Consider the following 14,481-nt stretch of genomic DNA (forward strand, 5'->3'; position numbering starts at 1 on the left):
TACTATGGCGATGGATGGATGCAGATAGAGTGGGCCATGCCCGAGGGAGCAAATGTGGTGGAAAGCTATCAACAGAATCTTCAGTTTTTAAAAAATATTTTCCCGAAACCTGTTTACTAATATCACTTTTCATGAAACGATTTCTTTCGTTAATCACCATTACAATTATAGCAGTAATTTATTTCAATGCATGCCGTTCCCCTGCTCCAAAAAATGAAACCGGGCTGTATGTGCCTGATGATCTTATTGCAACACTCTGGGCGGAGTCGCCCATGATGTATAACCCAACAAATATGGATGTGGACAGTAAGGGGAGGATATGGGTTACAGAAGCGGTGAATTACCGGAATTATAATAATGATTCAACGAAATTTTTGCATCATTCCGGTGGCGACAGGGTAATGATTCTGGAAGACACCGATCAGGATGGAAAAGCAGACACATCAAAAGTATTTGTACAGGACAGCGACCTCGTTTCACCAGTTGGCATTGCAGTGATCGGCAATAAAGTAATTGTTTCCTGCTCTCCTAACCTGATTGTTTATACGGATGAAAACGGCGATGACAAACCCGATAAGAAGGAAATTTTATTAACTGGCTTTGGTGGTAAAGACCATGACCATTCACTGCATTCTGTCACCGCCGGGCCGGATGGCAACTGGTATTTTAATGTGGGTAACGCAGGCCCGCATCACGTAAAAGATAAAAGCGGTTGGAACCTGCATTCAGGAAGCATCTATACCGGCGGATCTATTTATAATAATACCAATGAAGGCAATCAAAAAAGTGATGATGGAAAAGTTTGGGTGGGCGGTTTAGCACTTCGCATCAATCCTGATGGAACGGGCCTGAAAGTATTGGGACATAATTTCCGTAATTCGTACGAAGTGGTTACTGATTCTTATGGCAACCTTTGGCAGAATGATAATGATGACCAGGTAGTAACTTGTCGCACCACCTGGTTGATGGAAGGCGGTAATGCGGGTTATTTCAGCACGGATGGTACACGTTTCTGGCAGGCTGATCAGCGGCCCGGCCAGGATATTTTTGCTGCGCACTGGCACCAGGATGATCCGGGTGTAATGCCTGCCGGTGACCGCTCTGGTGCAGGTGCACCTACCGGTGTTGTGATGAATGAAAGTGATGCGTTGGGAAAGGCTTACAGGGGTATGTTGTTAAGTGCCGATGCTGGCAGGAATGTAATTTTTGGGTATCATCCGGCCATGCAACAGTCAGGCTATAATTTGGGCAAACGGGAAAATTTTATCACTTCACTTGCCGGAGATAATGAAGGCTATGTATGGAATGACAGCGCACAGAATACACTAAAAGAAAAATGGTTTCGCCCGGCTGATGTTGCCATTGGAACTGACGGCGCCATGTATGTTGCAGACTGGTACGACCCTGTTGTGGGTGGCCACCAGATGAAGGATAGCATTGGGTACGGAAGGATCTATCGCATTGCTCCCAAAAATAAAAAACTAATTAACCCGGTGATTGATCTCGGTATAGTAAAAGGGCAGATAGCGGCACTTAAAAATCCAGCTGTCAATGTTCGCAACAGCGCATTTGAAAAGCTTATACAGCAGGGCGCAACAGTTGTTACTCCAGTTAAGGCATTATTGCAGGATGAAAATCCTTTTGTACAGGCGAGGGCAGTGTGGTTATTATCTAAATTAGGTGCTGATGGAGAAAAGGAAGTGGAAAAAATATTAACCAACCGGGATGCAACACTCCGGGCTGCTGCGTTCCGTTCTTTACGCCAGGTTGCTGCTGATATAATGCCTTATGCAAAGCAATTATCAACTGATACATCGGCTTTTGTACGAAGGGAAATAGCCATTGCTTTAAGAGATACACCGTATGCGGCAAAAAAAGAAATACTGCTTTCACTCGCTTCGCAATACGATGGTAAGGACAGATGGTATCTTGAAGCTTTGGGGAGTGCGATGGATGCAACTGCAGGTGCATGGTATGATGAATTGAAAATGTCACTGGCGGAAAAAAATACACAGCCACCTGCTAAATGGAATAAGAAAATGGCTGATTTTGCCTGGCGCCTGCACCCGGTAAATGCAGTAAACGATATCGCACAAAGAGCTGCCGACTCCTTATTGCCCGCTGAAGAAAGAAAAAGAATGATTACAGCATTGGCATTTATAAACGATCAATCTGCAGCAACGGCAATGGTGAACGTTGCGAAGTCTGACCTGCAGGATATAAAGGAACAGGCCGTTTACTGGCTGTCTTTTCGCCAGAGTAATGATTGGTATAGTTTGATTGACTGGTCAAAAATAAACCTGAATACAACGTACGAAAGAAAGCTTGCAGCCATGAAAGTAAAAAGACAGACCATACTGGATGAGCGCCAGTCGAAAGATGAACGCAGCTGGCGAACCGAAGAAATGGCAGCCGATTCAGTTGGAGGACAGCTGCTCATTGGCCTAATGGCAGAAAATAAATTACCTGCCATTTTATTGCCGGTTGTGCAGGAGCATCTTTCCAATAACCCGGATTTAGCTGTCAGAGTTCAGGCTGGTAAATATATCAACAAGGGTAGTGGTAAAACATTTTCCATTGATGGCATTGCCAGGCTAAACGGTGATGCCGCCTTGGGTAAAGCTATTTTTAAAACTACCTGCAGTACCTGTCACCGCATTGGTACAACAGGGAATGATATAGGACCGGAACTTACGGCCATTGGTAAAAAATTTGATAAGGTGGCCATGCTGGATGCCATTATTAATCCTAGTGCCGCTATTGTTTTCGGCTATGAACCCTGGCTGGTAAATACCAAGGATGGAGAATCTGTTTTTGGGTTTCTTGTTTCCGATAATAAACAGTCGTTGGTAATCAGGGATATTACGGGTAAGAAACACGTTATCGCACAGGATAAAATAAGTTCAAAGAAAAAGCAGTCTAAAAGCCTGATGCCTGATCCTTCAACAACCGGGTTAACAGAAAAAAATCTGGCTGATGTTACTGCTTATTTATTGGCTGGAAAGGAATAGATGGATCACGAGTTAATCAATGCAACACAAGTATGATTCAGCAGGGTTGTGTTGCAATTTAACGAATCGGTGCTGCGGACCTGCTACAACAATTCCAGTCGATCAATAATGCATTTTATGAATCGCAATACTTATCTTCAATAAGCAAATCTTATCCACTTCAAACATGCTTCCATGAATTCATTCGAAATCAACCGCCGCAAATTTATTAAAGGTGCAACAGCGTCGCTGGCGCTCGGTGCCCTCGATGTAAACGGATTGAATTTTATGTTACCGCCGGAGCGGCTGCGGGTTGGCTTGATCGGAACCGGCTGGTATGGCAAAAGTGATTTATTTCGGTTGATACAAGTGGAACCTGTTGAGGTGATCGCCTTGTGTGATGCGGATAAAAACATGCTCAGCGATGCGGCAAAAATGGTGAGCCAGCGACAACTGTCGCGTAAAACGCCCCGCCTGTACACCGACTTTCGCAAAATGCTTGCGGAAAATAAACTTGATATTGTACTGATCGGCACACCAGATCATTGGCATGCGCTGCTGGCCATTGCGGCGATGCAATCAGGTGCGCATGTGTATGTACAAAAGCCCATCAGTACAGATGTGCTGGAAGGAGAGGCCATGGTGGCCGCGGCACGTAAATACAACCGGGTGGTACAGGTAGGTACACAACGCAAAAGCACACCGCATTTAATAGATGCGAAAAAGAACATTATTGAAACAGGCTTACTTGGAAAAGTATCGCATGTAGATATGTGTTGTTACTACCACATGCGTGCGAATGGTAATCCTGCTGTAAAACCAGTGCCCGGGTTTTTTGATTATGAAATGTGGACAGGCCCAGCGCCGATGCGACCCTACGATGATCTACCGCACAAACGCTGGTGGCGTACTTTTATGGAATACGGCAATGGCATCATGGGCGATATGTGTGTTCATATGTTTGATACGGTAAGGTGGATGCTGCAGTTGGGCTGGCCAAAACGCATCAGTTCAACAGGAGGAATATATGTTCAAAAAGAAGGTAAGTCGAATATTTCAGACACCCAGTCAGCGCTGTTTGAATATGACGAATTAAACTGTATGTGGCAGCACCGCAGCTGGGGAAGCCCGGCAGACCCTGATTATCCCTGGTCGTTTATTATCTATGGCGATAAGGGAACACTGAAGGCAAGCACCATGCAATATGATTTTATACCAATGGATAAAAATCAAACGCCCATTCATAAAGACGTCGTGTACGAAAAAGAAAAATATCCTGAAGACCTTGCTGAACCGGATATTGAATTAAATGCTGCACCCGCTACCAGGCTGCACATGCTGGACTTTTTAAAAGCTATCCGGCAGGGAGGAAGGCCTGTCGCCGATATTGAACAGGGGCATATCTCTACCGCCAGTTGCATACTCGCCAATATGTCTATGAAGGTTGGCCGGCCGCTGGTATATGATCCGGCGCAACGTAAAATTATCAATGATATAGAAGCGAATGGGTTACTGCAAAGACCTTACCGTTTGCCGTGGGTGCATCCGGCGGGGATGTTGTAAATGCAGGTAGCACCCGATTTCTACCTGGAATAAAAAAATTAAATGGGTGTGTAAGTATCGTATTAATCCTGCAATAAAAGGTAAGGCTGCCTTATGATTTATTTTAATGTCGGTTTCCCTGCAGTGCCACTTCTGTTGATTGGCTATGTGTAGTATCAGTTGTTGATACAAAAGAAGAACATGAGTTCAATGGTAACCGATGTGCTGTACACAATATTTCATTAGCCGGCGCATATTGATTTGTATTTATTTTTTACTTCCTGAAGTTTTACCCTGCTGCATGGGGGCGGTTATCAGCACAACGGACTGCCGGTGGTAATCTGTCATTTTAAAAAACGCAGCCGGCACTGCTTTTCTTTTTATATCCCGTTAGCTTGGGTCTGTTCTTTTTATCAGGGTCACTTTTTTTGTTGCTTTTGCTGTGTCGGCTTTTTTTGTTGGCTGCAATAATTGCTGTTTTAATGCCGGTTTTGCAGAGATGGGCTGCCTCATTTCTTTTACCTGCACAGGTTGTAATATTTCGTTTTTTACTACAGGTTGTTCAATTGTTTTTTGCAGCGTAACAGCAGACGAAACAGCTGGGTTAACCACTGCAGGTACAACTTTTTTTTCTGCAGGTTTAAATGTTGAATTCTCCTTTACTTCATCAATACCAGGTTTTACCAGAATTATTTGTTCGGCAGGCTTGATAAAATTGTTTTTTTGCAGTGTCGTTTTATCTTTTATAAGTCCTTTTTGGATTTTAACCGGTGGCACAAGCTGACGGGTGCCCTGTGGCTTTACAATCATTTTTGCTTTATTGATTCTGTTTATTGTGCTTGCATCAAATTGTACCGGTTTTAAAACACCATTCACTTTTGCAAAGCCCTTTGTGCCCACCAATTGTATTTTACTGCCCACAGGATCAATATTGCCATCTTTTAATATCATGAATAATTTGACCCGGTTCTCCAGCGCCAGATCGCAACTGCCAAACTGTGGAAATTGTACTTCCGATTCCGGAACTGGTTTGCAACTATCCGTTGCACAAAAAACAAATAAATGGTGTGTGGTATCATAACTGCCGTCAAACACCTCTCCTGCATTGGTTTTCCATTGGGCGAAAATGCCTACAAACACAATGGTTTTTCCATCACCGGGTGTAATGGGATTATTGTTACTTGCGAAACCTGTACCGGTAGTGGGTGTAACAGTTCCACCACTATTTGCTTCACGGGCAGTATCGCCTGTAACAACAGCTGTAGCGCCGGTTTTTGAATCATCGGGATTCAATAGATTATCGTGCAGGCCCGTGCTGCCTGATTTCGCCACAACCCTGGTATCTCCGCCATCGGTTGATTCACCCGGTAATTTTTTTTCAGTACCATCAGTTGAACCTGCTGCTCCGGCTTTCTGTTCACCGGTTGCAGTAGTCTGCTTACCCGTATTGTTACAGGCAGCAAGCAATACAATCAACGCAAATAATATTGTCTTTTTCATGAAATAATTTTTAAAGTGAACGCAGAATAATTTTTGACAGCAGGATATCTTTTTTATTAACGTAGTAGATATAACCGAGGGGCAATGCGCCCAAGGCTTTGTTAAAAGGCCGCTGTTGCAAAACAATATAATAGTCATCAGATTCAGCCAACAGCCTGAGTAGCTGCTGCTGGTCATTTTTTAAAACAGCGATGTCATTGTAAAAAATATGGTTTCGGGAAAGTGAGGAGTCAAGCACAATGGCGGGGCTCACCAGGTCGGCCTCTTTTCTGAAAATAAACTGCACAGACTTCAGGTTTTCTGTATGAATACGGTCTTGCCGGTAATTGTCAACCGCCACCCTGCGGGCCACTTTAAACAACAGGGGAAAAATGAGTACTAAAAAAATAATGAGTGCCAGTAAAGAATTCTGCTTAATCATTTTTTTTAAAGTAACCATGACCAGGTTATTTAAAAGAAGGGTATTTATTTTTTCAAAGAAGGTATACCGTTGACGGAACAGATCGATAATGAACAATACGAGCAGGCGGATCAATACGAGTACTACAAAAAGTTTGACCCAGTACAAAAAGGGAGCAGATGTAATTACATTGTAAGAATACATGAGGTAGCTGCTGTAATCAATCTTTATTGAAGCGGTAGAAATACCGAATTGCTGGTAATAAAAATTTACATACACCCAGGCAATAAAGTAGAGATAAATGCCTGTGACGATGGTAAGGTCCCTGATTAACTTTAGTGTATCTGCCATGATTGAAAACGTGTTTTTTTATCATGGATCTGGAGATAGATGCGTAGTTACAGACGTAGAACGGATGATATAAAAATACTCATTAAAGATAAAAATCGCAATACCGCAAAAGGGGAATTGTAACGAATAAGAAAAGCAGAAAATCTATACCCGGTTGCGTTTTTAACTCGCAGCCGTTAACCATTTATCAACCGGGAAATGCCATTTACACAGATGTTACCATGGCTGCACGTTGGTAGTTTTATGCAAAGTGGCTGCCGGCCTGATAAAGGCAACTGTTCAAAAATAATTGAACTTAGGTACATCGCACTGACCATTCTCAGTATTTATCCTGACGGTCGTCTTTGCAACTTTATAAGCTTAAAAATAATTTTGTTTGGCAGCATAATATTAAGTATTCAGAAAAATGGTTTTTGCCTGCGTTTAACCGTTGTAATGTTCATAATCGCAAGAGATGTTTGTAATCATATAATAGTTTTAAAAAAATGGAAAACTTTCAACATTTCCTGGTGCAGGAAGATGAACTCATTATGCTGTTAAGCAACGAAATCGAAGAACTCGACCGTATGTTTATGCTGGAGAATGGTATGCACAGCAGCATTAGGAAAGAGGTGTATGGAAGACTGGGTAAGCTGCACATTCACTTAGTGGCAATGGAGCACCAGTTTAATAAAATGAAAAGCATTTTTGAAAATATGTGAGCAAGTATGCTGCAACGAATACTGTGTTCACCAATCAACTTAACACCATGACCGGAGAATTAAATGAAACGCAGATCAATAATTTACTAAGCAGCCAGGTGGTTGGCAGACTGGGCTGTTCAAAAGGAAAGCAGCCCTATGTTGTACCGGTGACATTTGCCTATGATGGCGTTTATATTTACGGACAAACTACTGAAGGTACCAAGTTGGAGATATTACGCAAAAATCCTAAAGTATGTTTTGAAGTAGATACTATGACGGATATGAAGAACTGGCAAAGCGTTATTATACAAGGTATATTTGAAGAGTTAAAAAGCAAAGAAGCTGAGCAAACCAGGGAAATTCTCTACAACCGCATCTTTCCGCTATCAACCAGCAGTACTATACACACATATGGTTATCTGCAAAATGGTAAAGTAGAGGATAATGCAAAAATTAAAGATGTGATGTACAGGATAGCGATAAAAAAAGTAACCGGCAGGTTTGAAAAAGGATAAAAAACGGCCTGGTAAATAGCGCCATAATTCGGCGCAAATGAATCTCCTTACAATTACAAATCCCTATAAAATGTGATGATCACAAACAACTAAAAAGTTGACTTCTGTCATTGATAATCATCCCTTGCTATCACTACCTTTAGGCTGGTAAAATTTGCTTTTGACCGGTTACAGGGAAATGGTAGTAAGGTTTGCAACCAATACGACTTATCCGAAGCAGAAAGATGCTGCTGAATTAACCAATACCAGGGCAGGTTTTACAGAGCTGTAACAATCTTTCATTACAAGCGGGCTAAACTGTTTCAGTTTGCATTTGAGGCGGATTTTAATGAATCTGCCTTCTTGATTTATCATACGTTTAAATACAACTTCACTTTGCGATAAACTTACCAATCATCTTTCAACATGAAATGGAATAGCAGGCGATGACAAATGATAGCAACAATATTGAACAACCACAAAACACACCTTCTGAAAGGCGTACACAATGGTTGATGTACCTACTGTTCTTTGCCCTTCTTCTGCTGCCATCATTGATCAACAGCTACAGCACAACAAAAGAAATCGCATGGCAGCAATTTGAAAATGACATACTCAGCAGGAAGGCTGTTGACAAAATCAATGTCATCAATAATGAGCGTGCCGAAATATACATCAGGAAGGCATTTGCCGGTGACAGTATGTTCAGGGAAGTTTTTAAACCAGCTTTTGGCAAGGGCCTTTACACCGGCCCGCATTATGTTATTCATATTGGTTCGATAGAAACTTTCGACAGGAAACTGGATGAGGCCGAGAAAAATTTTGCAGCAAATGAAAAAATTAATGTTCAGTATATAAAAAAATCAAACTGGTTTTGGACCGCCGCCGGATGGATTTTACCATTTGTTCTGTTGCTGGGTGTATGGAATTATATGTTCAGGCGGTACAGCGGTGCAGAAGGCGGAACAGGAATTTCCTCCATTTTTAATTTTGGAAAGTCAACCGCCACCTTATTGGAGAACCAGCAAAGCAATGTAACATTTAAAGATGTGGCCGGTTTAAAAGAAGCTGAAATGGAAGTGAAGGAAGTAGTTGACTTTTTAAAAAATCCGGGTGCGTTCACAAAGCTGGGAGCAAAAATTCCGAAAGGTGTTATTTTAGTTGGACCACCCGGAACAGGAAAAACGTTGCTGGCAAAAGCAGTTGCCGGTGAGGCAAAGGTTCCTTTCTTCTCTATTTCAGGTGCTGCATTTGTAGAAATGTTTGTTGGCGTAGGAGCCTCCAGGGTTCGGGATTTATTTAAGCAGGCGAAGCAAAAAGCACCCTGTATTATTTTTATTGATGAGATAGATGCCATTGGAAGATCAAGAGGCAAGGGTGCGTTTTTAGGAGGCGCCAATGATGAAAGAGAAAGTACATTGAACCAGTTGTTAACAGAGATGGATGGCTTTGATACCAACAGCGGTGTAATTGTATTGGCTGCCACCAACCGTGCAGACATACTGGATCCTGCATTGATAAGGCCGGGCAGATTTGACAGGCATATTTACCTGGAGTTGCCCAACATGCTGGAACGGGAAGAAATTTTTAATGTGCACCTGCGGCCGCTGGTAATTGATAATTCCGTAAATCCGCATTTTTTGGCTTCTCAAACGCCGGGATTTTCAGGTGCTGATATTGCCAATATCTGCAATGAAGCGGCACTGATTGCGGCCAGGAATAAAAAAGACAAAATCGGCAGGGAAGATTTCATGAGTGCAGTAGAACGGGTGGTCGCGGGTATCGAAAAAAAGAGTAAGATTATTTCGCCCGAAGAAAAAAAGATCATTGCCTACCATGAGGCCGGCCATGCAGTGATCAGCTGGCTGATGAAAACAGTGGATCCGATTGCAAAAGTCTCTATTATCCCCCGGGGCAAATCGCTGGGTGCAGCCTGGTATCTTCCGGAAGAAAGACAACTGCTCGCAAAATCTGCCTTCAGGGAAAATTTATGCGCCGCCCTGGGCGGACGGGCAAGTGAAGAAGTGGTATTTGGCGAAGTTTCTTCCGGAGGTTTGGATGACCTTGAAAAAGTAACCAAGGCAGCGTATATGATGGTGGCTTACTATGGTTTTAACGAAAAGATAGGCAGTACCAGTTTCTTCGATTCAACAGGCCAGCGGGACACCGGCCTTCAAAAACCTTATAGCGAAGAAACCGGTAAAATTATCGATGAAGAAGTAAGGAAATTGGTGAATGATGCCTACCAGCAAACAAAGGAAATTTTGAAGCAGCATATGCAGTCATTGGAAAAGGTTGCGAAGTTGTTGCTGCAAAAAGAAGTAATTTTTAAAGAAGACCTGGAGATGATTTTAGGAAAGCGTTCGCCAGGAAAAATCACAGCTGAATCGGGCAGTGAAAATGTTGCTGCAATGATTCATGCCTGAGCATTTTTTATTCATTTTTAAAATAAAAAAAATGAAAAACGTTGCCATACGAAATACAGACTGCACAGTGTATCCCGGTACTTATGTGCCTGCACAGAATGAAACAGATTTGCAGGTGGCGCTCAAGCTGCCTCACAAAGGCAAAATGATTTCGCCGCCAGCCAATGTTACAGAACTCGCCGATTTGTATAAAATTGAAGTGGCTATCCCCGGAGTTGAAAAGGGTAATTTTTTAGTGTTTGCTGATGACAATACGCTCTCTGTTGCAGTAATGAATTACCCGCCTGGTAAAGACGAAAATTTCAGGCTGCATGAATTTAATTTCGAATGCTTTAAACGACTGATTCCATTGCCAAAAAATATTGATGCGGAATTTGCCAATGCTGAATACAGAAACGGTATCCTTTATCTGAATGTTCCCAAGGCATCAAATCCTGTAGTGAATCAGCATATTCAAATTGTAGTGTATTAATCAATCAGTACAAATGAGTTTTTCATTCAGCTATCCCTATACACCCGATCCCGGCTTTAAAAAAAGAGTGGCTTATTTCTGTATGGAATTTGCTATTCATCAACCATTAAAAACCTATGCAGGCGGGCTTGGTTTTTTGGCAGGCAGTCACATGCGCAGCGCTTACGAATTAAAACAAAACGTAGTGGGCATCGGTATTTTATGGAAGTATGGCTATTACGATCAAATCCGTAAGCAAGATCAAACCATGGATGTTTTGTTCCAGGAAAAAATCTACGGCTTCCTGCAGGAAACAAATATCAAATTTACCATTAAGGTTTCCGGGCATGATGTGTTTGTAACAGCCTGGTATTTACCTCCTGAAGTTTTTGGCACTGCACCTGTTTTTTTTCTTAGTACGGATCTTCCTGAAAACGATTATCTCGCTAAAACCATTTGCCATAAGTTATACGATGCCAATCCAGAAACAAGAATTGCAGCTTCTATATTGTTGGGCGACGGCGGGGCGAGATTGCTGGAAAAATTGAATTGGCTGCCGGAAGTGTATCACCTGAATGAATCGCATGGACTGCCGCTGGCTTTTCATTTATATAAAAAATGGGGTAGCCTTCAACAGGTACAGCAACAGCTGGTATTTACCAATCATACGCCCGAAGCGGGCGGCAATGAAAAGAAGCACATTTCGTTGTTGGAAAAATATGGATTCTACTGTGACATATCCCTGGAAGAAGTAAGGGAAATAGCGGCGATAGAAGATGATGTAATGGACTATACAATGACTGCATTAAAACTGTGTGGGCGTGCGAATGCAGTATCTCATTTGCACCTGCAAACTTTACTTGGCTTGTGGCCGGAAGTGCCCGAAACCAGCAAACTCACTGCCATAACCAATGCACAAAATTGTGCTTACTGGCAGGATAAAAAAATGTATGAGGCGCTGAAAGGTGATGATGATAGTGCACTTATAAAAAGAAAAAAAGAATGTAAGCAATTATTGTTTGAAGAAGTGGCTGATCAAACTGGAGAGATTTATGACGTTGATATTTTGACAATTGTTTTTGCAAAAAGATTTACGGGTTTTAAACGTGCCGACCTGCTGTTCATAGATATGGAACGTTTTCAGCAGCTGGCTGCAAATATTAATATGCCGGTACAAATAATTTGGGCCGGAAAGCCTTACCCAATGGATTATGCAGCGATCGCTATGTTTGACAGAATAGTGAACATTTGTAAATCATATGCTAATTGTTCGGTGCTGGCAGGCTACGAATTGAAGTTATCTGCGATGCTGAAGAAAGGAGCGGATGTCTGGCTCAACGTGCCGCGGATAACACACGAAGCTTCCGGTACCAGCGGAATGTCAGCTGCTATGAATGGCGCTGTAAACCTATCTATACCGGATGGCTGGTTTCCTGAGTTTGCAAAAGATGACGTTAACAGTTTTGTTATACCCGCGGCAAACGAAGACTTGCCGGTACATGAGCAGGACGATGCTGACGCAGCAAGCCTGTATGATATGCTGGAAAAGAGGGTAATACCGATGTACTATAACAATCCCGGCAGATGGATATCGCTCATTAAAAATGGCATGAAGGATATTAGTCCGCAATTTGACAGCAAAAGAATGGTTACTGAATATTATAACAAATTATATCAGCAATAATGCTTTTAAACGGTTGTAAAGTATGATTGGAATCAATATATACTTTGATAACAGTCATAGCAATCCATTGAATAAAAGAATTTTTTTGCAAGATTCAGGTGATGCGCAGAAGTTGACGGAGATGAATAAAGCAGACTACTTAACAACAAAAACTGCCGGTGTTGGCCGGTAAAAATAATGTGCAATGATAATTATTGTATGCGGTTTACCGGGCTCGGGCAAAAGTTTTTTTGCAGCTAAACTGGCCGCAATGCTTAATTGCGGATATGTAAACAGCGATGCTGTAAGACAACTGGTTGTCAGCGATAAAACCTATGCTGAAAAAGAAAAATTATCGGTGTACGACTCAATGCTGCAACAAATGAACCTGTATATTGAACAGAACAAAGATGTGGTACTGGATGGTACATTTTATAAGAAAAACATCCGGCAACAGTTTAAAGCAGCAGCAAAAAATAAAGGCCGTGTTGTTTTTATTGAAGTAAAAGCAACTGAATATCTTATCCGGGAAAGAGTACAAAAAAAGCGACCAGACAGTGATGCTGATTTTGATGTGTATAAAAAAATAAAGAAGGAGTGGGAGCCACTGGAAGAAGAGCACCTGGTGCTGCAATCAACCAATGATAACCTTTGGACAATGCTAAACAAAGCTGCGGCTTACATAAAATTACAAGATGACAAAAGAACAAATTGATGTACTGGTTGTCGGGGGCCAATTTCCGGAGGCTGGTTGCCGGCCGGCTTTAAAAGAGACGCATATATCGTGGGTAATTTTGTGCAACCACTTGGTATATAAAATTAAAAAGCCTATACAATATTCCTTTCTCGATTTCGCTACCATTGAAAAAAGAAAATACTATTGCGAAAAAGAAATTGAACTCAACAGCAGGCTGACAGAAGATATTTATCTGGGCGTTAAAGAAGTTAGGGAATTGAACGGCCATTTTATTATCGGCGGCGAAGCAGGGACTATTGCTGACTATGCTGTTGAGATGAAAAAGTTGCCTGCTGAACTCCAAATGGACAGGTTGTTATTGTCGGATAAAGTAAGTCCGCAGGATATAATAAACCTGGCAAAAAAAATCGCTGCCTTTCATAAAACGGCTGCTATCATTTATCAAAAAGATGCTCTGGATGTACAGGTAAAATTCAGTGACCTCGTTGCGGAAAAAGATTTTTTAGTAGACAATATTACAGGTAGCAGTATGATAATCAGTGATGCCATTCACTTGTCTGATACATTTGTTCAGCAAAATGAAAGCAATTTTGAAGCGAGGTTAAAAGCAGGTTTATTCAGGGATTGTCATGGCGACCTGCATTCGCGGAATATCTTTTTATTACCGTCACCAGCGCCTTTTGACTGCATCGAATTCAATGATGATTTAAGGCAAATTGATGTGCTGAATGAGATCGCTTTTTTATGTATGGACCTGGATGCTTTTAACAGGAAAGATTTGTCGGATTTGTTTTTCTATCATTATACCAATCTCTTTCCTGCCATACTCAAGCCTGCGGATAAAGCGCTTTTTGTGTATTACAAATGTTACCGTGCCAACATCCGTGCAAAAATTAACAGCCTGCGTGCAAGGAGTGCAAACGCTGAAGCGGAAAAGAATAACGCCTTAAACGAAGCCGCGAAATACCTTGATTTGATGAATGGTTATGTTAAACAGCTGCAAAATTATTTAAGTCGTAGTACAGACAGAACTGCCACACAAAAAACCATAAATTAGTTTTTGCATAAAATCAATGATGCTTCTTTTTTAATCTTCCCCGTTAGTTTTCATTTTAATCGTAAAATAATTTGCAGCCATTTTTTTGATAACAACCGTAACCCAATGTAACCACTTTGCGCCGGTGATAACAGTCAAGAAGAAGACTGACGATGCTCATTCCTATTGGCACAATCTTTTTATTTTTTTGTAACACATTTTCAATTTTCCAGCTCGTACTGACTTTT

11 protein-coding genes are annotated in these 14,481 nt (G+C 41.7%); 9 read left to right on the forward strand and 2 right to left on the reverse strand.

The features are described from left to right. The first annotated feature begins 131 nt into the window (after positions 1-131). Together JWR61_RS22160 and JWR61_RS22165 are read left to right on the forward strand one after the other, a co-directional pair. Positions 132-3,011: a PVC-type heme-binding CxxCH protein gene (locus tag JWR61_RS22160; RefSeq protein WP_301929890.1), complete on the forward strand. Its 2,880-nt coding sequence runs from the start codon at positions 132-134 to the stop codon at positions 3,009-3,011. A 174-nt stretch (positions 3,012-3,185) separates the two neighbouring features. Continuing rightward, entirely contained in the window at positions 3,186-4,553 is a 1,368-nt protein-coding gene (locus JWR61_RS22165) for a Gfo/Idh/MocA family protein (RefSeq protein ID WP_301929891.1), read from the forward strand. Between the two features lie 369 nt (positions 4,554-4,922). On the opposite strand, the gene JWR61_RS22170 is transcribed toward JWR61_RS22165, so the two are convergent. Next, a complete protein-coding gene (locus JWR61_RS22170) occupies positions 4,923-6,032 on the reverse strand; it encodes a hypothetical protein (RefSeq protein WP_301929892.1) in 1,110 nt (369 codons plus the stop codon). A 10-nt stretch (positions 6,033-6,042) separates the two neighbouring features. Then, positions 6,043-6,783 (reverse strand): hypothetical protein, encoded by a 741-nt coding sequence (locus JWR61_RS22175; protein WP_301929893.1) that lies wholly within the window; start codon positions 6,781-6,783, stop codon positions 6,043-6,045. A 485-nt stretch (positions 6,784-7,268) separates the two neighbouring features. On the opposite strand from JWR61_RS22175, the gene JWR61_RS22180 reads away from it, so the two are divergent. The 7 genes from JWR61_RS22180 (at position 7,269) to JWR61_RS22210 (ending at position 14,254) form a co-directional block, all read left to right on the forward strand. After that, the gene (locus JWR61_RS22180) at positions 7,269-7,484 is read left to right on the forward strand and encodes a hypothetical protein (RefSeq protein WP_301929894.1); all 216 of its coding nucleotides are present in this window, start codon (positions 7,269-7,271) and stop codon (positions 7,482-7,484) included. A gap of 47 nt (positions 7,485-7,531) precedes the next feature. Next, the gene (locus JWR61_RS22185) at positions 7,532-7,981 is read left to right on the forward strand and encodes a pyridoxamine 5'-phosphate oxidase family protein (protein ID WP_301929895.1); all 450 of its coding nucleotides are present in this window, start codon (positions 7,532-7,534) and stop codon (positions 7,979-7,981) included. Positions 7,982-8,475: 494 nt separating this feature from the next. Further along, the gene (gene ftsH, locus JWR61_RS22190; protein ID WP_301929896.1) at positions 8,476-10,386 is read left to right on the forward strand and encodes an ATP-dependent zinc metalloprotease FtsH; all 1,911 of its coding nucleotides are present in this window, start codon (positions 8,476-8,478) and stop codon (positions 10,384-10,386) included. A gap of 31 nt (positions 10,387-10,417) precedes the next feature. Continuing rightward, positions 10,418-10,858 carry an Hsp20/alpha crystallin family protein gene (locus JWR61_RS22195; RefSeq protein ID WP_301929897.1) on the forward strand — a complete coding sequence of 147 codons (441 nt, stop codon included), beginning with the start codon at positions 10,418-10,420 and terminating at the stop codon, positions 10,856-10,858. Between the two features lie 13 nt (positions 10,859-10,871). Beyond that, positions 10,872-12,521 (forward strand): alpha-glucan family phosphorylase, encoded by a 1,650-nt coding sequence (gene glgP, locus JWR61_RS22200; protein ID WP_301929898.1) that lies wholly within the window; start codon positions 10,872-10,874, stop codon positions 12,519-12,521. Between the two features lie 184 nt (positions 12,522-12,705). Next, positions 12,706-13,215: an AAA family ATPase gene (locus JWR61_RS22205; RefSeq protein WP_301929899.1), complete on the forward strand. Its 510-nt coding sequence runs from the start codon at positions 12,706-12,708 to the stop codon at positions 13,213-13,215. After that, positions 13,196-14,254, forward strand: coding sequence for a hypothetical protein (locus tag JWR61_RS22210; protein WP_301929900.1), 1,059 nt, complete (start codon positions 13,196-13,198; stop codon positions 14,252-14,254). Before JWR61_RS22205 ends, JWR61_RS22210 begins: the two co-directional genes overlap by 20 nt. Positions 14,255-14,481: the final 227 nt, after the last annotated feature.

This window comes from Ferruginibacter sp., assembly GCF_028288465.1.
In the GTDB taxonomy this organism is placed as follows: Bacteria; Bacteroidota; Bacteroidia; order Chitinophagales; family Chitinophagaceae; genus Ferruginibacter.